Origin of the sequence: Actinoplanes sp. NPDC048967, from assembly GCF_040649415.1 — a bacterium.
Classification (GTDB): Bacteria; Actinomycetota; Actinomycetes; order Mycobacteriales; family Micromonosporaceae; genus Actinoplanes.
In genome coordinates this window covers 1137668-1160628 of record NZ_JBEZFL010000001.1, presented here as the reverse complement: position 1 = coordinate 1160628, position 22961 = coordinate 1137668, and the positions used below count along the sequence as shown (strand labels likewise).

Below are 22961 nucleotides of genomic sequence, written 5' to 3'. Positions count from 1 at the left end.
GCATGCCGGATGATCGGGGACCGCTGCGCGGTCTCAAGGTGGTCGAGCTGGCCGGCATCGGGCCGGGCCCGTTCGCCGCGATGCTGCTGGCCGATCTCGGCGCCGACGTCGTGCGGGTGGACCGCGTCGGCCCGGGCTCGCCGCTGTCGGTGGATCCGCGCTTCGACCTGCTGACCCGGGGTAAACGGTCGATCGCGGCGGACCTCAAGCAGGACCGCGGCCGGGAGCTGGTGCTCGCCCTGGCCGAGCGGGCCGACGCGGTCGTCGAGGGCTACCGGCCCGGGGTCGCCGAACGGCTCGGGGTCGGGCCGGACGCGGCGCTGGCCCGCAACCCGCGGCTGGTCTACGCCCGGATGACCGGCTGGGGCCAGGGCGGGCCGCTCGCCACCAGCGCCGGGCACGACATCACCTATCTGGCGGTCACCGGCGCGCTGCACGCGATCGGCCGGGCCGGCGGCCCGCCACAGGTGCCGGTCAACCTGCTGGGCGACTTCGCCGGTGGCTCGCTCTACCTGGTCGTCGGCCTGCTGGCCGCGCTGCGCGAGGCCGCGCGCACCGGCCACGGCCAGGTGGTGGATGCGGCGATCACCGACGGCGCGGCCCATCTCACAACCCTGCTGTACGGCCTCAGCGCGGCCGGCCAGTGGCGCGACGAGCGCGGCGTGAACCTGATCGACACCGGCGCGCCGTTCTACGACGTCTACCCGGCCGCGGACGGTCGCCACCTGGCCGTCGGCGCGCTGGAGCCGCAGTTCTACGCCGAGTTCATCCGCCTGCTCGCTCCCGGCGACGACCTGCCCGCGCAGTACGACCGCGCCCGCTGGCCGGAGCTGCGCGCCCGGATCGCCGCCGCCTTCGCCACCCGCACCCAGCAGGAATGGGCGCGGATCTTCGAGGGCACCGAGGCGTGTGTGGCGCCGGTGCTGTCGCTGGCCGAGGCCGCTGCGCATCCGCACCTGGCGAGCCGCGGCACCTTCGAACGCCCCGGCGGCGTGGTCCAGCCCGCGGCGGCGCCCCGCTTCTCCGCGACACCGCCCGGCCCGGTCGGCACCCCGGCGCGGCCCGGTGCGCACACCCGCGAGATCCTCGCCGACTGGGACCTCGGAGACGCTGACGGCTGGCTCGACGGCGGCGCTGTCCGGTCGGCACCCTGACGATTTCGGCACATCTTGGCGGGTTCGCCCGGCCGGATCCGGCGTACCGTGGAAGACGGCTCCAGACCTCGGCCGCTGTCCCGCAGGGAGGCCGTGATGAAGACCTTCGATACCTACGACGGCACGGAGTTGCCCCACCGCGAGCGCAGCGCGGGCCGACTCATCGTCCGCAGCCGGTGCTGGCCGTTGCAGCCGGACAGCGAGGAGACCCAGCTGTCCCTGGTGACCGGCGACGGCGGCATCGACGAGGAAGCGGCGACGTTGCTGCCGGGCGGTCCCGGGCGCGGCGGAGCGCGACCACACGGCAGGCCGCGGGACGTCTCGGCGCCCGCGGGCAGCCGGCCGTTCCCGTTCGCCGCGTCCGGCGACCCCGCCGGGCTGACCGGGCCGGCCTTCGACGAGCAGCGCGCGGCCTCGCTGGCCTGTGTCGACCCGGCCAGGTCAGGGCATCCCGACGCCTACGAGTGCATCGCGGCGATCGTCGCCGAGCGCACCCTGGCGGCGTAGGCGTCACCGCGGGTTGGCGCCGCGGGCGTAGTGTTCGGGGTGTTTCCCCTTCACCGGCCTCGGTGGACCTCGTCCCTGCCGTTACCGCCAATTCTGGTCTGGACCCGTGCCCGACGACGCTCATCGATGACAGGAAGTCCGATGGCACGCTCGACCGACACCCGCACTCCCACCACCGCGCCCCGGCTGTGGCTCGAACCGACCGCAGGCCCGCGCCCGGTGGTGCAGGGCTGCTGGTGGCCCCGCGGCACCGACCCGGCCGCCGAACTGCCCGGCCTGGTCCAGGCCCTGGACGAGCGGTACGGCCCGATCGTCCGGCTCCGGCTCAGCGCGGCCGGCTGGAGTCGCCGCCCGCACGACGTCGACGTGGCCGGCCGCACGGTCACTGTGGGCTACTTCTCGGGTCAGTCCACCGGCCTGCTGACCGCGAGCTGCGCGGGCGGTGGCTCGATCGCGGTACGGGTCGTGCCCTGGGCCGGCGACCTCGAGGCGGACTGGGACGTGCCGGAGAGCCGGATCGCCGCGCTGCCGCACGACTGACGCGGCGGATACCGTGGCCGCATGATCGCCACCCCCGGGCTGAGCTTCCGCGACCATGTTCTCGCCGTACCGCTGGATCACGCCGACCCCGGCGGACCGGCCATCGAGCTCTTCGCCCGGGAGGTCGTGGCCCCGGAGCGGGCCGGCGACGACCTGCCGTGGCTGCTCTTCCTGCAGGGTGGTCCGGGCGGCAAGGCGCCGCGGCCGACGGCCGCGGACGGCTGGCTCGGCCGGGCCCTGCGCACCCACCGGGTGCTGCTGCTCGACCAGCGGGGGACCGGGCGCAGCTCGCCCGTGACCGCCCGGACCGTGGCGGGCATGGCACCGGAGCAGCTCGCGGCGCATCTGCGGCTCTTCCGGGCCGACAGCATCGTGGCCGACGCGGAGATCGCCCGGGCCCGGATCGCCGGCGGCGCGCGGTGGGACACCCTGGGGCAGAGCTACGGCGGATTCATCACCCTCGCCTACCTCTCGCGGGCGCCCGAGGGGCTGCGCACCTGCTACGTGACGGGCGGTCTGCCGGGTGTCAAGGCGACCGTCGACGACTGGTACGCGCGCACCTACCCGCGCGTGGCCGCGCGCAACGCCGAGTACTACCGCGCGTACCCCGAGGATGCCGCGGTCGTGCGCCGGCTGGCCGATTACCTCGACGACAACGAGGTCCGGCTGCCCGACGGCGACCGGCTCACCGCCCGCCGCCTGCGGTTCCTGGGCAACTCGTTCGGGATGAGCGACGGCTACGCGAACCTGCACTGGCTGCTCGACGAGGCCTGGCACGGCGACCAGCTGGCCGACGGCTTCCGGTACGCGGTGATGGCCACGACCGGCTTCATCGACATCCCGATCTTCGCGTTGCAGGAGTTCACCTGTAACCCGGACGGCTCGGCCACCGGCTGGGCGGCGGAACGGGCGCTGGCCCGGCACCCGGAGTTCGCCGCCGGCGCCGACCCGCTGCTGTTCACCGGCGAGATGATGTATCCCTGGATGTTCCGGGAGATCGCCGCCCTCCGGCCGTTCGCCGCGGCCGCCGACCTGCTGGCCGGCTACGACGACTGGCCGCCGCTGTACGACCTCGACCGGCTCGCCGCCAACGAGGTCCCGGTGCACGCGGCGGTGTACTTCGACGACATGTACGTCGACGCGCAGCTCCAGCTGGAGACCGCCCGCGCCGTCGGCAACACCCGGGTCTGGGTCACCAACAGTTACGAGCACAACGGTCTGCGCGTCGCCGGCGACCACATCCTCGGCCACCTGATGGGGATGGCCGCGGGCCGCCACTGACGCCGCGTTCGCACCATCTGCGGAGCTCGCCACGGGACATCCCCGGGCCGGCGCGGCAGGCGTACGGTCGATCGCACCATGGAACTGCACTGGTGGTCGGTCGAGGTCCTCGACGGCGCGACGCTCTCGGCGGCGCGCTGGCAGGACGCGCACGGCGACGCCCTCACCGAGGCGGCGCTGACGCACGGCGCGTACGAGTGGCACTGGCACCGGCATTCGTGGGGCGTGCTGTTCGAGATCGCGTTCCGTGGTGACGGGCAGTGGCCGGTGTTCCGCGAGCTGCCGGGCGTACGCGCGGCGCTGGACGCGGTGCCCGACCCGATCAACGGCCTGATGGTCTATCCGGGCCGCGGCGGCAGCTCGGGCCGTGTGCAGCCGCGCCGCCCCCGGCCCATCGCGGGCGCCGGTGCGGCGACCCTGCCGATCGAGCCCGAGGTCCTCGGAGCCCGGCTCGCCGAGTGCCACCCGGCCGCCACCGCCGCGGGCTTCACCGCGGCCTTCACTGTGGCCTGACCAGAATCCGCAGCTATCCGAGGCGCCGTAGCGCGGCCTCGACGGCGGCCTCGACCCGGGAAGTCATGCCGGGCCGATCGACGGAACGGTGCCCGGCGACCTGATCACGGATCCATTTCGGCCCGCTGTCGTCGTAGTGCAGCAGGGCGTACAGGTCCCACCACGGATCGAGGGGCACCCCGGCGATCGACTCATAGAGCGACCGGAGCTGCTCCGACCACTCGGGCGAGTAGAGCGCCGCCAGGTATCGCCGGCAGTGCCCGATGTCGATCGCGCGCGGCCCCCGATGGATGGAGTTCCAGTCGGTCAGTCCGGTGATCCTCCCGCGCGACCACAGCATGTTGACCGGCAGAAGATCGCAGTGCAGAAAGACAGCGGTGTCCTTCGGCGGCGGCGTGGCCATGACGCCGAACGCCGCCTTCCACACAGCTGGCCTCTGTGCGTCGACCGGCACCTGAAGCTCGCCCGGAGGAGCGATCCAGGAATCCGTCCACGGTCTGAACGTCTTCGCCGGGAGATCGAGAGAATGCAGCAGGACGGCGATCTCCGCGATCCTCGTCATCCACGACCGGGGTTCCGCCGGATTGAGGTCGACATGGCCCGGCAACCGGGTCATCAGCAACGATGGCGCGCCTCCCGTCGAAGCGCCGGCAGCATCAGCGGCCAGGACGCCCGGAACCGGAAGCCCGCTTCTGGCCACCACACCGAGGTTGGCGATCTCCTTCTCCAGGCCTGCCTGCAGGCCGAGCCCGCCCGGGTACTGCCGCAGCACGACGAACGTCCGCATTCCCCGGCGCTCGACCGTCAGCCGATGCACGGCGGAGCAGACGCCACCGGTCAATCGGCGACAGCCGACGATGCGACTGTCCCGGCCCATCGATGCCGCGACCCAGGCGAGAGTTTCCGCGGAGGGCCGGCGCTGCCTGAACCCGCCGTCCCTCCAGTCGCCGCCGGTCATGAGCGCGAGCCTAGGTGCCAGGGGCCCGCGGTGACAGCTAGCCCAGCGGCGCGGTCACTGTGAAGGAGGCGTCCGATTTCAGGGCGGCGCTGCCGTCACGGTCGATGCGGAGTTCGTAGTTGTAGTGCCGCAGGTAGAAGCCGGGATAGTTGTACGACTCGAACGAGGTCCCGCTGCCCGACAGCCCGGCCCGTCCGCAGAACGTGGCGTCGTTGCGGAACGTCGCGCTGCCGTCGTTCGCCGCCAGGACCAGGCGGTTGTTGGCGTGGCGCAGGTAGCGGCCGGCCGGGTTCACCGACTGGAAGGTGTAGCAGTTGCCGTTGGCCAGGCCGGCGCCGATCGTGAACGTCGCGTCCAGGCGGTCGGTGGCGGTGCTCACCGGTTCCAGGTAGCCGAGGCTGTTGCGGTGGCGCACGTACCGGTCGGGGAAGTTGACCGAGCGCAGGGACCGGTTGCCGGTCGGGACCGCGGTGCTGTCGCCGACGTTCTCGCGCAGCACGGTGAAGTGCCGCACGGTGCCGGAGAGGCCGGGCAGTTCGGTCTTGGCCGACCAGGTGTTCAGGTTGCTGCTGTCGGCGTAGTAATAGCGCCCGGCGCCGTACTGGTCGAAGTAGAGCCGCCACGATCCGTTCGGCAGCTGCACCAGGGCCGGGCCTTCGAGTCCGGAGCCCCAGCCCGCCCAGTTGCCCGTACCGGTGAAGGTCCAGGGTCCGGTCAGTGCGCCGGCCGTGGCGTGCTCGATGTATTTGGTCGTCTCGTTCTTCGCGAACGCGTGGTAGGTGCTGCCGGACTTCACCACGAAGGTGTCGATATGGTTGGCCGGAATGCCGATCGCGGTGCGCGCGCTCCACGCGGACAGGTCACCGTTCGTCGCGGTGATCTTGTACGGCTGGAACTGCCCCGCCGTCCCGGTGCTCGACGCGGAGAAGATGACGTTGACGCTGCCGTCGGTGTCCTTGAACCACTCCGGGGCCCAGGTGCTGCCGGTCGCGCCGTTCAGTCCGACCGTCACGTTGCGCAGGAACGTCCAGGTCACGTGGTCGGTGCTGCGGGCGAAGCCGATCGTGTTCCCGGTCCAGCCGGTCGTGTAGACGATGTAGTAGTACCCGTCGGTGTGCCGCATGATGCTCGGGTCGCGGATCAGCCCGGACGGTGGCGTGTACGCGTTCGCCCTGATCAGGTCGAAGTTCGTGGCGTTGGACGAGTCGTAGACATACATGTTCGACTCGCTGGAGTTGGTGAACGCTGTCATCAGGTAGTGCGGCGTGGGCCCGGCGGCGGCCGCGGGTTGCGCGGTGACCGCCGTCAGCGTCGCGCCGGCCAGCAGACCGGTCACCGCCGCCGTCAGCAGACGTCTGGAGATGGGCATGGCGGGTCCTCCCGGGGCTGGGATGATGTGACCGTTAACAACCGGTGACGTCGTTCATCTCAGCGCAATACATCGATCCACGTCAAGATGTGGGGGACCCCGGGGATGCGCGGCGAAGCGGATCCGGGCAGACTGCCCCGGATGGAGGGGGCTCAATTGCTCGGCGGCCGCTACGCGCTGCTCGACGAGATCGGTGTCGGCGGCATGGCGGTGGTCTGGCGTGCCCGCGACGAGGTGCTCGGCCGGCCCGTCGCGGTGAAGCTGCTGGCCGGCAAGCACGCCGGCGAGCCGGACGCGCGCGACCGGATCCGGGCCGAGGCCCGCGCGGCGGCGGCGCTGTCGCACCCCAACATCGCCCAGGTGTACGACTACGGCGAGGCCCGCGAGAACGGGGCCTCCGTGCCGTACGTCGTGATGGAGCTCGTCCGCGGCGGCACGTTGCAGGACCGGATGGACGCCGGGCCGATGTCCCCGCGCTTCGCGATGCGGGTCGCCGCCGAGGTGTCCGCGGCGCTGGCCGCGGCCCACGCCGACGGTCTCGTGCACCGCGACATCAAACCGGCCAACGTGATGCTGACCGAGACCGGCGCCAAGGTCGTCGACTTCGGCATCGCGGCGGCGATCAACCCGGCCGGCACCGGCGACGAGGAATTCGAGGTGCTCGGCACCCCGGCCTACCTGGCCCCGGAACGCCTGACCGGCGACGGCGTCGAACCGGCCTCGGACGTGTACGCCCTCGGCGTCCTGCTCTACCGGATGCTCTCCGGGCACTCGCCGTGGAGCGCCGACACCACCACCCAGATGCTCAACGCCCACGTCTACATCGACCCGGAGCCGCTACCGGTCCGCCCGGGCGTGCCGGACTACATCACGGCGCTGTGCAACCGGTGCCTGAGCAAGGACACCACGGAGCGGCCGAGTGCCCGGGAGGCGGCGGCGCTGCTGGCCCAGGGCGCGGGGCTGCGCGTGGTGGAGGACGCGACGCCGGCCGGGGCGCAGGGGCCGTCGTTCGACAACGAGCCTTCGGTGCTGATCCGGCCGCGGTCCTCCGGAGCGGTCGGAGCCGGGTCGGGGGTTGCGGTCGCGGCCCTCGGTGATCCGTCCCGGGTTCCTCCGGAGATGTTCCACCCGCCGCGGCCGGCTGCTCCGGATTCCGGCGGGCCGGGCGGCGCGGCCGGTCCTGGCGGGTCGCATGACCCCGCCGATGTCAGCGGGCCCGGTGCCACAGGCTTCGGTTGGCCAGAAGCGGCGGCCGGCTTCGGCCGGCCTGCCGGGACGGATGCCGGCGGGTCGGGTCCCGCGGGCGGCTTCGGCGGACCCGCTGCCGGAGGCGGCTCGGGCGGTCCGGCCGCAGCCGGTATCGGAGGATCTGACCCGGCGGCGGGCTACGGCGGGCCGGTTTCCGGTGCTGGTGCGCGCGGATCGGCGGGGACCGGTTTCGACGGACCGGACCGTGCCGGCGGTTCGAGCGGGCCGGATGCCACCAGCTTCGGCGGGCAGCGGGCCGACGCCGGTTCCGGCCGGCCGGGCCCGGCCGCGACTGCCGGGCCGGGTGCCGCGACCTCCGGGCCGTCCGATCCGGTTTTCGCGGCCGGGTCGGCTGCCGCGGGCCCCACCGTTCGCCCCGCGGGCGAGCACACCACCGCCCCGCCCCACACCGCGGCCCCACCCACCGACCCGCGGGCCGCAGCGCGCCGCCGCCGACGGATCCTGCCCCTCATCGTCGCGGTCGCCCTGCTCGGCACCGTCGGCCTGCTCTGGTGGCTGATCAACCCGGACGGCACCGGCACCGACCGGTCGGCCGCCGCCCCGATGTTCAGCGACGCCGAGGTCGCCTCGCTCGCCCCCTCGGCCCGCACACCCTCGATCGCCGGCAAACCGAGTGCCCCGGCTGGTGCCCCGACCCCCGGCCGGACCGGCCGCACCGGACCGGCCGCCGTCGGTGAGCCGGGTGGCCCACCGGAAGGCGACGGCTTCCCGCCTCCGGTCGACGGCGGCCCGGCCCCGACGACCACGGAACCCGGGGCCGGCCCCGAGGAGCCCGCGCCCACCACGGCCGCGCCGACGACCGAGCCGCCGGAGGCTGTGGAGCGCACGTTCAGCTCGAACGGTGGTTCGGTCCGGGCGACCTGCCCGAGTGCCTCCACAGTCAAGCTGCTGTCCTGGTCACCGACCAAGCCGTACAAGGTGAACGATGTCGACGAGGGGCCGGGGTCGAGCGCCTACGCGGTCTTCAAGCACGGCAACGACCTTGTGCGGCTGACTGTCACCTGTTCGGGTGGAATTCCGTCCGCGGATTGAAACGAGGGATCACTCCGTCCACCGGCAGGGTCGGCACGTCGACCGTGATGGTTTCCGGGTAGATCAGGCCCGTACCCGTGTTGAGCACGACCACGCGGTCGGCCGCGCCGATGAAGCCGCTCTCGCGCAGCTGGCGGGCGGCGGCCAGGCAGGCCGCCCCTTCCGGGCAGATGAAGGTGCCCTCGTCGCGGGCGGCGAGCAGCTGTTCGGCCAGCAGCGCCTCGTCGCTGACGGCCACCGCCGTACCGTCGGTCGCGCGGACCGCCTCCAGGACCAGGAAGTCGCCGAGTGCCTTGGGCACGGTGATGCCGAAGGCGATGGTCCTCGCGTCCGGGTACGGCCGGCTCACGTCGGCACCCTCCTCGAACGCCTCCACGATGGGTGCGCACCCCTCGGCCTGCACCGCGACCAGCCGGGGCAGGTCCGCGCCGATCCAGCCGAGTTCCTGCATCTCCCGCAGGGCCTTGTGGATGCCGATGATCCCGACGCCGCCGCCGGTCGGGTACAGGATGACGTCCGGGACCCGCCAGCCGAGCTGCTCGACGATCTCGTAGCCCATGGTCTTCTTGCCCTCGAGCCGGTACGGCTCCTTGAGCGTCGACACCTCCTGGTAGCCGGTGCGCTCGCGGACCGCCGCGTTGACGAGCCGGCCGGCGTCACCGATCAGCCCGTCGACCAGGTACAGCTCGGCGCCGGTGGCCACGCATTCCGTCCGGGTGATCGCGGGCGCGTCGACCGGCATCGCGATCAGGCACGTCATTCCGGCCCGGGCGGCGTAGGCGGCCCACGCCGCTCCCGCATTGCCGTTGGTCGGCATGGCCACCCCGGTGACGCCCAGTTCGGCCGCCCGGGAGACACCCACCGCGGCCCCGCGGGCCTTGAAGGATCCGGTCGGCACCAGGCCCTCATCCTTCATGAGCAGCCCCGGTACGCCGATCCGGGCACCGTAGCGCGGCAGCGGCAGCAGCGGCGTCATGCCCTCGCCGAGGGTCACGAGCCGGCCGGGGTCCCGGACCGGCAGCATCTCGTGGTAGCGCCACAGGGTCGCCGGGCGCGCGGCGAGCGACTCGCGGGTCAGGGTCCGGCCCGCCTGCTCGATGTCGTAGCGGGCCAGCAGCGGTACGCCGGCGTCGCTGACTCCCTGCACCACGTCCGCGTCGTAGCGGGCGCCGGTCCGGGAACACTCCAGGTGGCTGAGTGCGGAGTAGGTCATGGTGGTCAGCTTGCGGTGTCCCGCGCGGCCGGGGGTGACCGGGGTGACGGCCGCGGCGAAGATGCCTTACGGTGATGAAGTCGTTGCATTCAGTGATGGGGGATTGCTTGTGCTCCGCCGCTGGCACCTGATCGTGCTCGTCGCCCTCGCCGCCGTCGCGCTGGCCTGCGAGGGAGCCGGAACCGCCGCCCCGGAGCCCACCGGCACCGCCAAGGGCCTGCCGGCGTCCATGGGGGCACTGGGCGACTCCATCACCGCGGGCTACGGCACCTGCTTCACCCTGGTGGCGTGCAGCCGCAACTCGTGGACGACCGGTGGCAGTGCCGCGGTGGAGAGTCACTACCGGCGGATCCGCGAGGACAACGGCGCGATCAGGGGCAATGCCGAGAACTACGCCGTGCCGGGGGCCCGGGCGCGTGACCTCGCCGGCCAGGCCGGCCGCGCGGTCGACGACAAGGTGCAGTACGTGACCGTCCTCATCGGCGCCAACGACGCCTGCACCGGCCGGGTCGCCGACATGACCACGACCAGGACCTTTCGTAAGCAGGTCGACACCGCACTGGCCCGGCTCAAGAAGGGACTGCCGAAGGCGCGGGTGCTCGTGGTGAGCATCCCGGACATCTACCGGCTGTGGCAGCTGGGCCACGAGAACGAGCGTGCCGTGCGGGCCTGGAACCGCGGCGTGTGCCAGTCACTGCTGGCCCGGCCCACCTCGACCGCCAAGGCCGACGACGAGCGCCGCCACGAGGTCGAGGACCGGGTGGACGCGTACAACCGGGAGCTGGCGGCGGCCTGCGAGAAGTACGGCCGCAAGTGCCGCTGGGACGGCGGTGACGCGCACCGGGTCCGCTTCTCCCTCGACCTGGTCAACGAGATCGACTACTTCCACCCCGACGTCGAGGGTCAGAACAAGCTCGCCGACGTGACCTATCCGGGCCGCTTCAACTGGTGACGGGCTTGCGGGCGACCCCGCCGTAGACCGAGACCTCGGCGTCGGTGGGCTCACCATCGGGGTTCGGGCCGTCCGGGCGCCAGCGGTTGACCAGTTCGATGCCCGGCTCGACCAGCTCCAGCCCGGTGAAGAAGCGGGCGATCCGCTCCTTCGGGCGCACCTGCATGGTCACCCCGGTACGCCGGTAGATCGCCGCCACCCGCTCCCACGCCTCCGGCGCGAAGTCACCGGTCAGGTGGGACAGCACCAGGTGGCTGCCCGGGGGCAGGGCCGCCAGCAGGCGCGCGACGATGTCGTCCGGGTCGTTCTCGTCGCCGATGAAGTGCAGTATTGCGATCAGCAGCAGGCCCACCGGGCGGTTGAGGTCCAGGGTGTCGCGCAGCTGCGGGGCGTTCAGGATGGAGTCCACGTCGCGCAGGTCGGCGTCGAGATACTCGGTGCGGCCCTCGGGGGTGCTGGTCAGCAGGGCGCGGGCGTGGGCCAGCACGATCGGGTCGTTGTCGACGTAGACGATCCGGGCGGCCGGGTTCACCTGCTGGGCCACGTGGTGCACGTTGGGGGCGCTCGGGATGCCCGTACCGATGTCGAGGAACTGGTCGATGCCGCGCTCCGCGGCCAGGAAGCGGACCGCCCGGCGCAGGAAGGCACGGTTCTCCCGCGGTGGCGTGCGGCTGGCCGGATTGGCCTTGATGCCCTGCTCGGCGGCGGCGCGGTCGGCCGCGAAGTTGTCCTTGCCGCCGAGCAGGTAGTCGTAGACCCGGGCCGGGTGCGGGCGGTCGGTCTGCAGGTCGACGGGCGGCTGGGTCTGCTCCATGGAGAGGATCGTAAAGGTTCGATGGGCTCAGGGGCGTACCGTCCAGTCCTGGATGTCGATCTGGCTGCCGCCGTAGCGTGGCGCGAAGATGCTCAGCACGCCGAGCGTGCGCAGCCGCTCGTGGTCGACCAGCGGGTCGGAGAAGTAGATCGCGCCGGAGGTGTGGCGCAGCGTCCAGTCGGTCCAGCCGGAGGCCTTCGAGGCCGTCTCGATGTGCAGCTTGCGGGTGCTGGAGTCGCCGCTGGCGACGTAGAGGTTGTCCGCCGCGTCGACCGCGATGTCACCGCGGCTGGAGCGCTCCAGGAACGGCGTGTACGTCTGGTGCCAGACCTTCGACGCCTTGTCCCGCCAGTAGTGCACCAGCACCGCGTTCTCCCGGGCCGCGGTGAAGTCGCTGTTGCCCGGGGCCGAGGCGGGCAGGTGCGAGGCCAGCACGTGCACGATCCCGGCCTTGTCGACCACCTGCGACTCCTGGTTGATCAGGCCGCGGTTCTGGCCGATGGCCCAGACCCGCAGCCCGGCCGCGTCGGAGATCAGCGGCGCGCTGCCGGTGGTGGCGATGACGGTCCCGGCGTTGTTGCGCCAGGTACGGCCGTCGTCCTTGCTGTACGCGTAGAACAGGTCATGGTTGGTGCTGGCGTTCGACGTCTCCCGCACCGTCCACGTGGCGTGCAGCAGGCCGGTGCTGTCGTACTCCAGCCCGAACAGGTACGCGTTGTTGTTGGCCGTGGTGCCGTCGATGAACCGCCCGACGGAGCTCCACGTGCCACCCGCGTACTCGTAGAGGACCTCGTCCCCGGCGCCGCTGGTGCCGGTGCGCAGGGCGAGCTGCACCTTGCCGGCCGGGGTGGTGAGGAACTGCGGGTACGTCATCGTCGGCATGCCGGCCCCGGTCAGGCTGGTCACCACCGGGCCGAAGCTGCTCGTGGACCAGGCCGCCGCGCCGGGGGAGGTGGCCAGCCCGGCGATCGACCGGCGGTAGCGCAGCACCGAGGAGTGCATGTCGAAGGCCAGGTGGATGGTGCCGTCCTGACGCGAGATGCCGATGCTGATGGTGTTGTGCGAGTCGGTGGAGGTCGTCGCGTAGTCGGTGAGCCGCAGGTTCTGCCACCCGCCGCCGGGCAACTGCCGCCGGGAGAGGTTCACATGACCGCTCTGGTCCCAGAACGCCGTGTACTGCCAGCCCCCGACGGTGGTGATGCCGTCCTGCTGGAACGACTCGCCGTTCATGTAGCCGGTGTAGGTCAGCGCGGTGCGGCCGGTGGTGGTGAGCACGGTGACCGAGCTCTGCGTGACCGTGGGCGCCGCCGCCAGGGCGGGGGAGCCCGCGAGTGCGGTGGCGAGGACCAGGATCACGGCGGTCATGAATCGTTTCATCGACGCCCTCGAAGACTTCGCTGGTGCCCGGGAAGGTTTCGCCGACGGTAGGCCCCGGTCGCGCGGATAGTCAAGGGCGTCGATGTCTCCGGTCAGGGGGTGGCGTCGAGGGCCCGGTGCAGCGCGTCCACGATGGAGCCGCGGTCGGCGCCGGCCGCCCGCGCCCGCCAGACGTAGTCCTCGGCGGCCCGCCGCAGCACGGACCCGTCGTCCGCCGGATCGGCCGGGCGGGCCGGGTCGTCGGCCACCCGGGTGCCGCCGCCGCGGCGGGAGACGACCAGGCCGGCGGCCTCGAGCTCCCGGTACGCCCGGGCGACCGTGCCGACGGCCAGGCCGAGGTCACCGGCGAGCTGCCGCAGCGGCGGCAGGCGCTCACCCCGGCGCAGCGCACCGCTGCCGATCAGTGCGGCGAGCTGCCGGCGCACCTGCTCGTACGGCGGGGTGGGATCCGTCGTCGTGACACTCAGGACGGGCGGCTCGCTCATGCCCGGGCCCGCTTGGCCGGCAGCAGCACACAGGCCCCGCACCAGGCCGCCGCCGCGAACGCGACCAGGCCCAGCGTGGACAGGCCCGGCCCGGCGAGGTCCCACCAGTGGGCGGAACACTCCGACCTGGTCCGCAGGGCCAGAGCCGCGGTCAGGGCGATGCCGGTCAGCGGAACGAGCACCAGAACGCCGGTCGCGGCGGTGACGACCTCGGCGGAACGCCGCCGCAACGCGTCGTCGGTGGCGGCGAGCTCGGCGGCCTGCGGGCGGCGGACCACCCGGTGCAGCGTGAACGCGGCCAGCACGAGTCCGGCCACCACGGCCGACAGTGCCGGAACGGTGTAGTGCGATCCCGGCCACGGCTCCCGCACATTTCCCGGGCAGGTCAGCTGCCGGCCGCCGGAATCCGCGGAGGCGGTCACGGTCGTGAGGGTGGCCACGGCGAACAGTGCCACGGTGGCCACCGCTACGCCCGCGCCGAGGAGGCGGGGAACGTAGTCGAGCGTGCGGCGTACGCGGAGCCCGGCCCGGCGGACCCCGCCCGCCGGCCGGCCGCGGGTCGCCTCGCCGGTCAGCGCCCCGGCGAAGACGCCGATGCTGAAGACGGGTGCGGCCAGCAGGATCCCGCGGCCCAGCTCGGGGGTCTGCGCGGCGACGGCGAGGGCGGCGGCCACGGCGCCCGCGAGGATGCCGGCCACTCGCCACTTCGCGGCCGGGTCGGGGCGGCGGGCGGCCGGGGCGGGCACGGTGAGTGGCCAGTGGACCCGGACCAGAGCGAGGGCGGCGATGCCGAGCAGCAGCAACACCAGGACCACCGAGGCGATGAGGTGCACCCGTCCCCCTTTGTGTCAGGCGCTTGATACAAGGGGAGCGTGCCAGTCGGCCGAACTTGTGTCAATACAAGTGTCGCCGCCGGCGGGCGATCAGCAGGGCCACGACGCCGCTGAGCAGCAGCGCCACCCCGATGCCGCCGGTCACCGGCAGGCCCGCGCTGCCGGTCACCGGAAGGCCCGCGCTGCCGGGCTCCGCGTCGGGCATCGCGCCAGGGTCCTCGCCGGCTCCGGCAACAGGGGCGGCCGGGGAGGGGTGAGCGGTGACGGCCGGGGAGGGCGAAGTGGTGACACTGGGCGAGGCCGACGGGCCGTCGACCAGCTCCAGCGGGGCGAAGTTGCCGTTGGCCCGGATGTCGGCCATCGGCAGCGCCCGCGCCCGCAGCCCGGCCACGCCGTCGGTGCCCCGGGTCACCGCGGCGCCCGGAACCTTGAAGTAGTCGACCACCTTGCGCAGGCCGCCACGGGAGGCCGCCCAGCTCAAGCTCTGCCAGCGGAACGGCAGGCCGTGGATGCGCCCGGGCGCGGCGTCCGGCCGCACCGAGACCATCGGGGCCTCGAGGGTCAGCCCGCCGTGCCCGGGTACGACCGCGTCGTCGAACTGGCACCACGCGATCTCCGCGTCGGTCCCGGTCGTGTACCAGCAGTTGCGGTAGTGCCGGGTGAACTCCAGGTCGCCGTACGCCCGCACCTCGGCGACCAGACCGCGGACGGGTGCGGCCTGCACACTGATCACGCCGAGCGGCGCGATGACCTCCTCGCCGCGGCGCACCGGGTAGGTCACCTTCTGCCACATCTGGCCGTCGACCAGTTCGGTGACCGCCTCCAGCGCCGCCGGGTCCGGTGGTGCCGCGACCGCCGCGCCCGGCGCCGCGGTGAGCACCACCGGGGTCACCGCGAGCGTCGCGAGGGTGAGGCGCACGAGCGGGCGGGTGGCCATGGCGGCGATGCTACGACCGCAGCAGGCCATTGTGGCCGATTGGCGCTTTTTGTCCCGTGCGTGTCGCTACCGGCGGAATCCTCAGATGACCAGGTCCAGGGCGCTGCCGAGCTGGCCGATGTCCAGCGTCTTGCTGGTCGTCTGGCGCTCCTTGAGGGAGTCCTCCTCGGTCCGGGTGAGGACCGCCTTGTCCTTGGCGGCGACCTTCTCGGCCGCCTTCGCCGCCAGGTCGTCGGCCAGCTTCTGCTGGATGCGCTGGAACTCGGTACGGGCGCTGGGCGTGCTGGAGCCCGTCGAGCCGATGGCCTCGACTGCCATGGTGAACCCCTGTCGTCGTCGCTGACTGTCGGGCCACCCCATCGGCAGGGTCGCGCGGATCTGCACCACTATCGGCGGGCGATTTCCCACGCGTCGCGCAGGGCCGTCCCGCGCAGGGCGGCGTTGATGCCGAGCCAGCGCAGCGGTTCCGGCTCCCAGGCGCGGGAGCGGTGGCCGGTCCACGGCAGCCGGGTGCGCTCGGAGTCCGTACCGGTGATCAGATCGGCCAGGGTGCGGCCGGCCAGGTTGGCCGCCGCGACGCCGTCGCCGACGTAGCCGCCGGCCCAGGCCAGGCCGTCGGCGAGGCCGACCGAGGGCATCCAGTCGCGGGGGATGCCCAGCGGTCCGCCCCACCGGTACGCGATCGGCGGGTCGATGCCGAACAGGTCGGTCAGGGCCTTGCGCAGCGCCGCGAAGACACCGGGCTCGCGGTCGTACGCCGGGCGCACCCGCGAGCCGAAGTGGTACGGCGCACCCCGCCCGCCGAACGCCAGCCGGTCGTCGGCGGTCCGCTGGCCGTAGACGATCAGGTGCCGGTGGTCGGTGAATGTCTCCCGCCGGGCCAGTCCGATCCGCTCCCACACCTCGGGCGGCAGCGGCTCGGTGGCGATCATCAGGGAGTACACCGGGGCGAGGGTGCGTCGGTGTCCCGCCAGGGCGGCCGTGTAGCCCTCCAGGGCCCGGACCACCACGTCCGCGCGTACCGTGCCGTGGTCGGTGACGACCGCGCCGCGCGACAGCCGCAGCGCCCGGGTGCCCTCGTGGATCGCGACGCCCCGGCGTTCGACGGCGGCCGCCAGCCCGCGGACCAGGGCCGCCGGCTGCAGCGACGCGCAGTCGGGGCTGAACGTGCCGCCGAGCACCCCGGCGGCTCCGCACTTCTCCCGCGCGGCGGCGGCGTCCAGCAGCGTCACGTCCAGGCCGTACTCCTGGGCCTCGGCTGCCTCCGCCTCGGCCCGGCGCACCTGGACCGCGGACCGGGCCAGCGCGATCGTGCCGCCCTTGGCGTACGAGCAGTCGATGCCCTCGGCCGCGGCCGCGCGGCCCACCTCGTCCACCGTCCCGGCCAGCGCCCGGTGCATGGCCACCGCCTGCTCCCGGCCGTGCCGCCGGGCCAGCGCGCCCACGCCGACGGGGAACAGCCCGGAACACCAGCCACCGTTGCGGCCGGAGGCGCCGAAGCCCGCGTACTGCGCCTCGACGACCGCGATCCGCAGCGTCGGGTCGGCCCGGGCCAGGTAGTACGCCGTCCACAGCCCGGTGTATCCGGCGCCGACGATGGCCACGTCGACGTCCCGGTCGCCGGGCAACGGGGGCCGGACCGCCTCCGGTTCCCCGAGGGCGGCCAGCCAATAAGAAGTGCTCAGAGCCGGGCCCACGCCTCGGTCAGCACCCCGCGCAGGGCGTGCTCGATCTCGGCGAAGTGCTCCTCCTCGCAGATCAGCGGGGGAGCGAGCTGGATGACCGGGTCGCCGCGGTCGTCGGCCCGGCAGTACAGCCCGGCCTCGAACAGCGCCCGGGACAGGAAGCCGCGCAGCAGCCGCTCCGACTCCTCGGCGTCGAACGTCTCCTTGGTCGCCTTGTCCTTGACCAGCTCGATGCCGAAGAAGTAGCCGTCGCCGCGGACGTCGCCGACGATCGGCAGGTCGGTGAGCCGCTCCAGATAGGACCGGAACAGCGCCGAGTTGGCCCGGACGTGGCCGTTGAGGTCCTCGCGCTCGAAGATGTCGAGGTTGGCCAGCGCGACCGCGGACGCGACCGGGTGCCCGCCGAAGGTGACCCCGTGCGAGAACGAGTTGGCGCCCTCCAGGAACGGCGCGACCAGGCGCTCGGCCGCGATCATCGCCCCCAGCGGCACGTACCCGGAGGTCAGGCCCTTGGCGCAGGTGATGATGTCCGGCGTGTAGCCGTACCGGGTCGAGCCGAAGTACTCACCGAGCCGGCCGAACGCGCAGATCACCTCGTCGGAGACGAGCAGCACGTCGTAGCGGTCGCAGATCTCGCGGACCCGCTGGAAGTAGCCGGGCGGCGGCGGGAAGCAGCCGCCGGCGTTCTGCACCGGCTCCAGGAAGACGCAGGCCACCGTGTCCGGGCCCTCGAACTCGATGGCCTCGGCGATCCGGTCGGCGGCCCAGATGCCGAACTGCTCCTCGCTCATCGACTCGTCGGGGCGCCGGTAGTAGTTGGTGTTGGGGACCTTGAGCGCGCCCGGCACGAGCGGCTCGAACTCCTGCTTGATCAGCGGCAGCCCGGTCAGCGACAGGGCACCCATGGTGGTGCCGTGGTAGGCGATGGACCGCGAGATCGCCTTGGTCTTCATCGGCTTGCCGGTCAGCTTGAAGTAGCTGCGGGCCAGCTTCCACGCGCTCTCCACCGCCTCGGAGCCGCCGGTGGTGAAGAAGACCCGGTTGAGGTCCCCGGGGGTCAGCGTGGCCAGGCGCTCGGCCAGCTCCACCGCGGTCGGGTGGGCGTAGGACCAGAGCGGGAAGTAGGCCAGCTCGGACGCCTGCTTCGCGGCGGCGTCGGCCAGCTCACCGCGGCCGTGCCCGGCCTGCACGACGAACAGCCCGGAGAGCCCGTCCAGGTAGCGGCGGCCGTTCTGGTCCCAGATGTACGGCCCGGAGCCGCGCACGATGACCGGCACCTCGCCGGCCTGCGCCCCGGTGTACGACGACATCCGGGTGAAGTGCATCCACAGGTGGTCGCGGGCGGACCCGGACAGGTCTTCGGTCATCGTGTCCCCCATGCGTAGGTCTGTTTGGCCAGCTTCAGGTACATGAACGTCTCGGTGCCGGTGACGCCGGGCACCGCGCGGATGGCCTCGTTGAGCAGCGTCAGCAGGTGCTCGTCGTCGGTGCAGACGAGCTCCACCAGCAGGTCGTAGCCGCCGGCGCAGATCACCACGTAGTCGACCTCGGGGATGGCGGCCAGCTGCTCGGCGATGGCGCGCATGTCGCCGACGCACTTGACCCCGACCATGGCCTGGCGGGCGAAGCCCAGCATCAGCGGGTCGGTGACCGCGACGATCTGCATCATCCCGCCGTCCAGCAGGCGCTGCACCCGCTGGCGCACGGCCGCCTCGGACAACCCGATGATCTTCGCCAGCGCGGCGTAGGACATCCGTCCGTCCCGCTGCAGGTGGTCGATGATCTGCTTGTTCACGTCGTCCAGCGCCAGGTCCGTCACGCAGCGATTCTGGCGTGCAGGACGGCGGATGGCAACGGAATCCGTCGGCGCATTCCGGACACTCCCGCGAATCCGTGGCGGGGCTGACCGTGCTCTGTGGAGCGGGCGCCGAGGCGGTGCGGAGACTGTCATGAGGTGGCTTCCTTCAGGGTGGGGGGTGAACCCTGCTGCTGCGTTTATCGCAGAAATTCGGCCCATTGACAAGTGTTTCCGTCGCGATACCGTGATCGCCACACGTTTTCATGTGACGAGCGCACCTTTTGTGGAGAGGCATGCCATGCGCGTACTACTCGTCGGCGCCGGCGGGGTCGGCGCGGCGGCTGTCGGCATCGCCGCCCGCCGCGACTTCTACGAAGCCTTCGTGGTCGCCGACTACGACCTCGAACGGGCGCGTACGGCGGTCGCCGGGCACCCGGGCTTCACCGCCGCCCAGGTCGACGCGTCGTCCGCCGCCGCGGTAGCCGCGCTCTGCCGCGAACACGCCATCACCCACGTGCTGAACGCGGTCGACCCGCGGTTCGTCATGCCGATCTTCGACGGCGCGTACCAGGCCGGCGCCGACTACCTCGACATGGCGATGTCCCTGTCGCATCCGCACCCCGACGAGCCGTTCCGCCGCACCGGCGTCAAGCTCGGCGACGAGCAGTTCGCCGCGGCCGGGCGCTGGCTGGACGCCGGGCGGCTGGCGCTGGTCGGGATGGGGGTGGAGCCCGGCCTCTCCGACGTCTTCGCCCGGTACGCGGCCGACCACCTCTTCTCCCGCATCGACGAGATCGGCATCCGCGACGGCGGCAACCTGGTCGTGGCCGGCTACGACTTCGCCCCCTCGTTCTCGGTGTGGACCACCATCGAGGAATGCCTCAACCCGCCGGTGATCTGGGAGGCCGGCCGCGGCTGGTTCACCACCGAGCCGCTGAGCGAGCCGGAGATCTTCGACTTCCCCGGCGGCATCGGCGAGGTGGAGTGCGTGCACGTCGAGCACGAGGAGGTGCTGCTCATCCCGCGCTGGGTCGACGCCAAGCGGGTGACCTTCAAGTACGGGCTGGGCAAGGAGTTCATCGACGTGCTGAAGACCCTGCACAAGCTGGGTCTGGACCGGACGGCACCGGTGCGCGTCGGCGGCGTCTCGGTGTCACCGCGCGACGTGGTGGCCGCCTGCCTGCCCGACCCGGCCGGCCTCGGCGACAAGATGACCGGCAGCACCTGCGCCGGCACCCTGGTCACCGGCACGGGCCCGGACGGCCGGCCCCGCTCGGTGTACCTCTACCACGTCGTCGACAACGCCTGGTCCATGCGGGAGTACGGCTCGCAGGCCGTCGTCTGGCAGACCGCCGTCAACCCGGTCGTCGCCCTCGAGCTGCTCGCCACCGGGGCCTGGCGAGGGGCCGGCGTCCTGGGCCCCGAGGCCTTCGACGCCGTCCCCTTCCTCGACCTGCTCACCGCCTACGGCTCACCCTGGCAGCTGCGCGAGCAGTGACTCGGCCAGGATGTCCAGGCCCCGCGTGATCTGCTCCTCCGAGATGACCAGCGGCGGCAGGAAGCGCAGCACGTTGGCGTAGGTGCCGCAGGTCAGCACCAGCAGCCCGGCACCGTGACAGGCCCGGGCCACGGCCGCGGTGCGCAGCGGGTCCGGCTCCAGCGTGCCCGGCTTGACCAGCTCGATCGCCAGCATCGCGCCCCGGCCGCGGACCTCGGCGATGCCGGGGTCGCTCATCGCCAGGGCGGTCAGCCGCAGCATGAACTGCGCCTCGATCCGCTTGGCGGCGGCGTTGAGATCGAGCTCCTGCATGGTCTCGACGGCGGCCAGGGCGGCGGCGCACGCGATCGGGTTGCCGCCGTACGTGCCGCCCAGGCCGCCCGGGTGCACCGCGTCCATCAGCTCGGCCCGCCCGACCACCCCGGCCAGCGGCAGCCCACCGGCCATGCCCTTGGCCGTGGTGACCAGATCCGGCTCGACGCCCTCGTCGGCGCAGGCGAACCAGGAACCGGTGCGGCAGAAGCCGGTCTGCACCTCGTCGGCGATGAACACCGCCCCGGCCTCCCGGGACCAGGCGGCCAGGGCCGGCAGGAAGCCCGGCGCCGGCACCACGAAGCCGCCCTCACCCTGGATCGGCTCGATCAGCACCGCGGCCACGTTGGCCGCCCCGACCTGCTTCTCGATCACGTCGATGGCCCGGGCGGCCGCGTCCGGCCCGGACAGCCCGCCGTCGCGCAGCGGGTACGACATCGGGGCCCGGTAGACCTCCGGCGCGAACGGCCCGAACCGGTGCTTGTACGGCATCGACTTCGCGGTCAGCGCCATGGTCAGGTTGGTCCGCCCGTGGTACGCGTGGTCGAACACCACCACCGCCGGCCGCCCGGTCGCGTGCCGGGCCACCTTGACCGCGTTCTCCACCGCCTCGGCACCGGAGTTGAACAGCGCCGCCCGCTTGTCGAACCGCCCCGGGGTCAGCGCGGCCAGCTGCTCGCACACGGCCACGTACGACTCGTACGGCGTGACCATGAAGCAGGTGTGGGTGAACCGCTCGACCTGCCCGCGGACGGCGGCGACGACCCGGGGCGCCGCGTTGCCGACGCTGGTCACCGCGATGCCGGAGCCGAAGTCGATCCACTCCCGGCCGTCGACGTCGTGCACGCTGCCGCCGGACGCGTGGTCCACGTAGGACGACACCATGGAGGTGACGCCCCGCGCGACGGCGGCGTGGCGGCGCTTGTGCAGCTCCTCCGAAGACTGCGTCATCTGGTCAGCCCTCGAGACTGTGCATGACGTGCTTGATCCTGGTGTAGTCCTCCAGGCCGTACACGGAGAGGTCCTTGCCGTGCCCGGAGTGCTTGAAGCCGCCGTGCGGCATCTCCGCGACCAGCGGGATGTGGCAGTTGACCCAGACGCAGCCGAAGTCCAGCCGCCGGGTCATCCGCATCGCCCGGCCGTGGTCGCGGGTCCAGACCGACGAGGCCAGGCCGTACTCGACGCCGTTGGCCCAGGCCACGGCCTCGTCCTCGTCGGTGAAGCGCTGCACGGTGATGACCGGCCCGAACACCTCGTCCTGGATGATCTCGTCGGTCTGCCGCAGTCCGGAGACGACGGTGGGGGAGTAGAAGTAGCCGCGCTCGCCGACCCGGGAGCCGCCGGCCTCCAGGCCGGCGTGGTCGGGCAGCCGGTCGATGAAGCCGCCGACCCGGTCCAGCTGGCGGGCGTTGTTCAGCGGGCCGTAGAGCACGTCCTCGTCGTCCGGCGCGCCGGTGCGGGTGCCGCGGGCCTGCTCGGCCAGCGCCGCCACGAAGTCGGTGTAGACGCCGGGCGCGGCCAGCACCCGGGTCGCGGCCGTGCAGTCCTGCCCGGCGTTGAAGTAGCCGGCCTCGGCGATCGCCGCCGCGGCCGCCTCGAGGTCGGCGTCGTCGAAGATCACCACCGGTGCCTTGCCGCCCAGCTCCAGGTGGGTGCGCTTGAGGTCGGCCGCGGCGGCGGAGGCCACCTCCATGCCGGCCCGCACCGAACCGGTGATCGACACCATCCGCGGCGTCGGATGCGCGACCAGCGCCCGCCCCGTGTCCCGGTCGCCGACCACGACGTTGAGGACGCCCGGCGGCAGGAACTCCGCGGCGATCTCGGCCAGCATGACCGTGGTGACCGGCGTGGTGTCCGAGGGCTTGAGCACCACCGTGTTGCCGGCCGCGATCGCCGGGGCCAGCTTCCACACCGCCATCATCAGCGGGTAGTTCCACGGCGTCACCTGGGCACAGACGCCCACCGGCTCGCGCCGCACGTAGCTCTCGTAACCGGTCAGATACTCACCCGCGGAGCGGCCCTCCAGCAGCCGGGCCGCGCCGGCGAAGAAGCGGATCTGGTCGACGGCCGGCGGCAGCTCCTCACTGGCGGTCAGCCCGAGCGGCTTGCCGGTGTTCTGCGACTCGGCGGCCACGAGCTCGTCGGCCCGGGCCTCCACCGCGTCGGCGAACCGCAGCAGGGCCCGCTGCCGGTCGCTCGGCGTGGTGTCGCGCCACTTCTCGAACGCGGTCGCCGCCGCGGTCATCGCCCGGTCGACGTCGGCCTGCCCCGACACCGGCGCGGCCGCGAAGACCTCACCCGTGGACGGGTCGATCAGGTCCTCGTACCGGCCGTCGGCCGGTTCGGCCGCCGCCCCGTCGATGAAGTTGGTCAGCACGCGCTTGGTGGTGCTCATCGGGCCTCCCGCAGAGATATCACGCCTCGCGGAGACATC

At 72.7% G+C, this 22961-nt stretch carries 22 protein-coding genes; 8 read left to right on the top strand and 14 right to left on the bottom strand.

The genetic code is table 11. From position 1 onward, the window contains the following. The first annotated feature begins 2 nt into the window (after positions 1–2). The 5 genes from AB0C12_RS05380 (at position 3) to AB0C12_RS05360 (ending at position 3995) form a co-directional block, all read left to right on the top strand. Complete coding sequence (locus tag AB0C12_RS05380; protein WP_360544401.1) at positions 3–1154, top strand: CaiB/BaiF CoA-transferase family protein; 1152 nt, start codon at positions 3–5, stop codon at positions 1152–1154. Between the two features lie 96 nt (positions 1155–1250). Further along, positions 1251–1661: a hypothetical protein gene (locus tag AB0C12_RS05375; RefSeq protein WP_360544399.1), complete on the top strand. Its 411-nt coding sequence runs from the start codon at positions 1251–1253 to the stop codon at positions 1659–1661. 141 nt (positions 1662–1802) lie between these two features. Continuing rightward, positions 1803–2201 carry a DUF5994 family protein gene (locus AB0C12_RS05370; protein ID WP_360544397.1) on the top strand — a complete coding sequence of 133 codons (399 nt, stop codon included), beginning with the start codon at positions 1803–1805 and terminating at the stop codon, positions 2199–2201. Positions 2202–2222: 21 nt separating this feature from the next. Further along, positions 2223–3482, top strand: coding sequence for an alpha/beta fold hydrolase (locus AB0C12_RS05365; RefSeq protein ID WP_360544395.1), 1260 nt, complete (start codon positions 2223–2225; stop codon positions 3480–3482). Positions 3483–3560: 78 nt separating this feature from the next. Further along, entirely contained in the window at positions 3561–3995 is a 435-nt protein-coding gene (locus AB0C12_RS05360) for a hypothetical protein (RefSeq protein ID WP_360544393.1), read from the top strand. Positions 3996–4008: 13 nt separating this feature from the next. On the opposite strand, the gene AB0C12_RS05355 is transcribed toward AB0C12_RS05360, so the two are convergent. Together AB0C12_RS05355 and AB0C12_RS05350 are read right to left on the bottom strand one after the other, a co-directional pair. Next, positions 4009–4953, bottom strand: a complete 945-nt coding sequence (locus AB0C12_RS05355; protein ID WP_360544391.1) for an aminoglycoside phosphotransferase family protein — start codon at positions 4951–4953, stop codon at positions 4009–4011. Between the two features lie 37 nt (positions 4954–4990). Further along, complete coding sequence (locus tag AB0C12_RS05350) at positions 4991–6322, bottom strand: glycoside hydrolase family 43 protein (RefSeq protein ID WP_360544389.1); 1332 nt, start codon at positions 6320–6322, stop codon at positions 4991–4993. A 141-nt stretch (positions 6323–6463) separates the two neighbouring features. Between AB0C12_RS05350 and AB0C12_RS05345 the strand changes: the two genes are divergently transcribed. Beyond that, positions 6464–8623, top strand: a complete 2160-nt coding sequence (locus tag AB0C12_RS05345) for a protein kinase (RefSeq protein WP_360544387.1) — start codon at positions 6464–6466, stop codon at positions 8621–8623. On the opposite strand, the gene AB0C12_RS05340 is transcribed toward AB0C12_RS05345, so the two are convergent. Beyond that, positions 8589–9836 carry a threonine synthase gene (locus AB0C12_RS05340; protein ID WP_360544385.1) on the bottom strand — a complete coding sequence of 416 codons (1248 nt, stop codon included), beginning with the start codon at positions 9834–9836 and terminating at the stop codon, positions 8589–8591. The two genes, AB0C12_RS05345 and AB0C12_RS05340, sit on opposite strands and share 35 nt — an antisense overlap. Positions 9837–9945: 109 nt before the next feature. On the opposite strand from AB0C12_RS05340, the gene AB0C12_RS05335 reads away from it, so the two are divergent. Beyond that, entirely contained in the window at positions 9946–10788 is an 843-nt protein-coding gene (locus AB0C12_RS05335; RefSeq protein WP_360544383.1) for an SGNH/GDSL hydrolase family protein, read from the top strand. Here the strand turns inward: AB0C12_RS05335 and AB0C12_RS05330 are convergent. The 9 genes from AB0C12_RS05330 to AB0C12_RS05290 form a co-directional block, all read right to left on the bottom strand. Further along, positions 10778–11602 carry an SAM-dependent methyltransferase gene (locus tag AB0C12_RS05330; RefSeq protein WP_360544381.1) on the bottom strand — a complete coding sequence of 275 codons (825 nt, stop codon included), beginning with the start codon at positions 11600–11602 and terminating at the stop codon, positions 10778–10780. The genes AB0C12_RS05335 and AB0C12_RS05330 overlap by 11 nt on opposite strands. Positions 11603–11629: 27 nt before the next feature. Next, complete coding sequence (locus tag AB0C12_RS05325) at positions 11630–12967, bottom strand: BNR repeat-containing protein (RefSeq protein WP_360544379.1); 1338 nt, start codon at positions 12965–12967, stop codon at positions 11630–11632. A gap of 104 nt (positions 12968–13071) precedes the next feature. Continuing rightward, positions 13072–13464, bottom strand: a complete 393-nt coding sequence (locus tag AB0C12_RS05320; RefSeq protein WP_360544377.1) for a GntR family transcriptional regulator — start codon at positions 13462–13464, stop codon at positions 13072–13074. Beyond that, complete coding sequence (locus AB0C12_RS05315) at positions 13461–14297, bottom strand: hypothetical protein (RefSeq protein WP_360544375.1); 837 nt, start codon at positions 14295–14297, stop codon at positions 13461–13463. Before AB0C12_RS05315 ends, AB0C12_RS05320 begins: the two co-directional genes overlap by 4 nt. Before the next feature lie 61 nt (positions 14298–14358). Beyond that, positions 14359–15234, bottom strand: coding sequence for an LPXTG cell wall anchor domain-containing protein (locus AB0C12_RS05310; protein WP_360544373.1), 876 nt, complete (start codon positions 15232–15234; stop codon positions 14359–14361). Between the two features lie 81 nt (positions 15235–15315). After that, complete coding sequence (locus AB0C12_RS05305) at positions 15316–15552, bottom strand: hypothetical protein (RefSeq protein ID WP_360544371.1); 237 nt, start codon at positions 15550–15552, stop codon at positions 15316–15318. A gap of 68 nt (positions 15553–15620) precedes the next feature. Continuing rightward, positions 15621–16931: an FAD-dependent oxidoreductase gene (locus AB0C12_RS05300; protein WP_360544369.1), complete on the bottom strand. Its 1311-nt coding sequence runs from the start codon at positions 16929–16931 to the stop codon at positions 15621–15623. Continuing rightward, positions 16916–18286 (bottom strand): aspartate aminotransferase family protein, encoded by a 1371-nt coding sequence (locus tag AB0C12_RS05295; protein ID WP_360544367.1) that lies wholly within the window; start codon positions 18284–18286, stop codon positions 16916–16918. The genes AB0C12_RS05300 and AB0C12_RS05295 overlap by 16 nt, the downstream gene beginning before the upstream one ends. Next, positions 18283–18738 carry an Lrp/AsnC family transcriptional regulator gene (locus tag AB0C12_RS05290; RefSeq protein ID WP_360544365.1) on the bottom strand — a complete coding sequence of 152 codons (456 nt, stop codon included), beginning with the start codon at positions 18736–18738 and terminating at the stop codon, positions 18283–18285. Before AB0C12_RS05290 ends, AB0C12_RS05295 begins: the two co-directional genes overlap by 4 nt. A gap of 277 nt (positions 18739–19015) precedes the next feature. Here AB0C12_RS05290 and AB0C12_RS05285 point away from each other — a divergent pair, with 277 nt between their 5' ends. Continuing rightward, entirely contained in the window at positions 19016–20215 is a 1200-nt protein-coding gene (locus AB0C12_RS05285) for a saccharopine dehydrogenase C-terminal domain-containing protein (RefSeq protein ID WP_360544363.1), read from the top strand. Here AB0C12_RS05285 and gabT read toward each other — a convergent pair. Beyond that, positions 20189–21478: a 4-aminobutyrate--2-oxoglutarate transaminase gene (gene gabT, locus AB0C12_RS05280; RefSeq protein ID WP_360544361.1), complete on the bottom strand. Its 1290-nt coding sequence runs from the start codon at positions 21476–21478 to the stop codon at positions 20189–20191. The genes AB0C12_RS05285 and gabT overlap by 27 nt on opposite strands. 4 nt (positions 21479–21482) lie before the next feature. Beyond that, the gene (locus AB0C12_RS05275) at positions 21483–22922 is read right to left on the bottom strand and encodes a gamma-aminobutyraldehyde dehydrogenase (protein ID WP_360544359.1); all 1440 of its coding nucleotides are present in this window, start codon (positions 22920–22922) and stop codon (positions 21483–21485) included. Between the last annotated feature and the right edge of the window lie 39 nt (positions 22923–22961).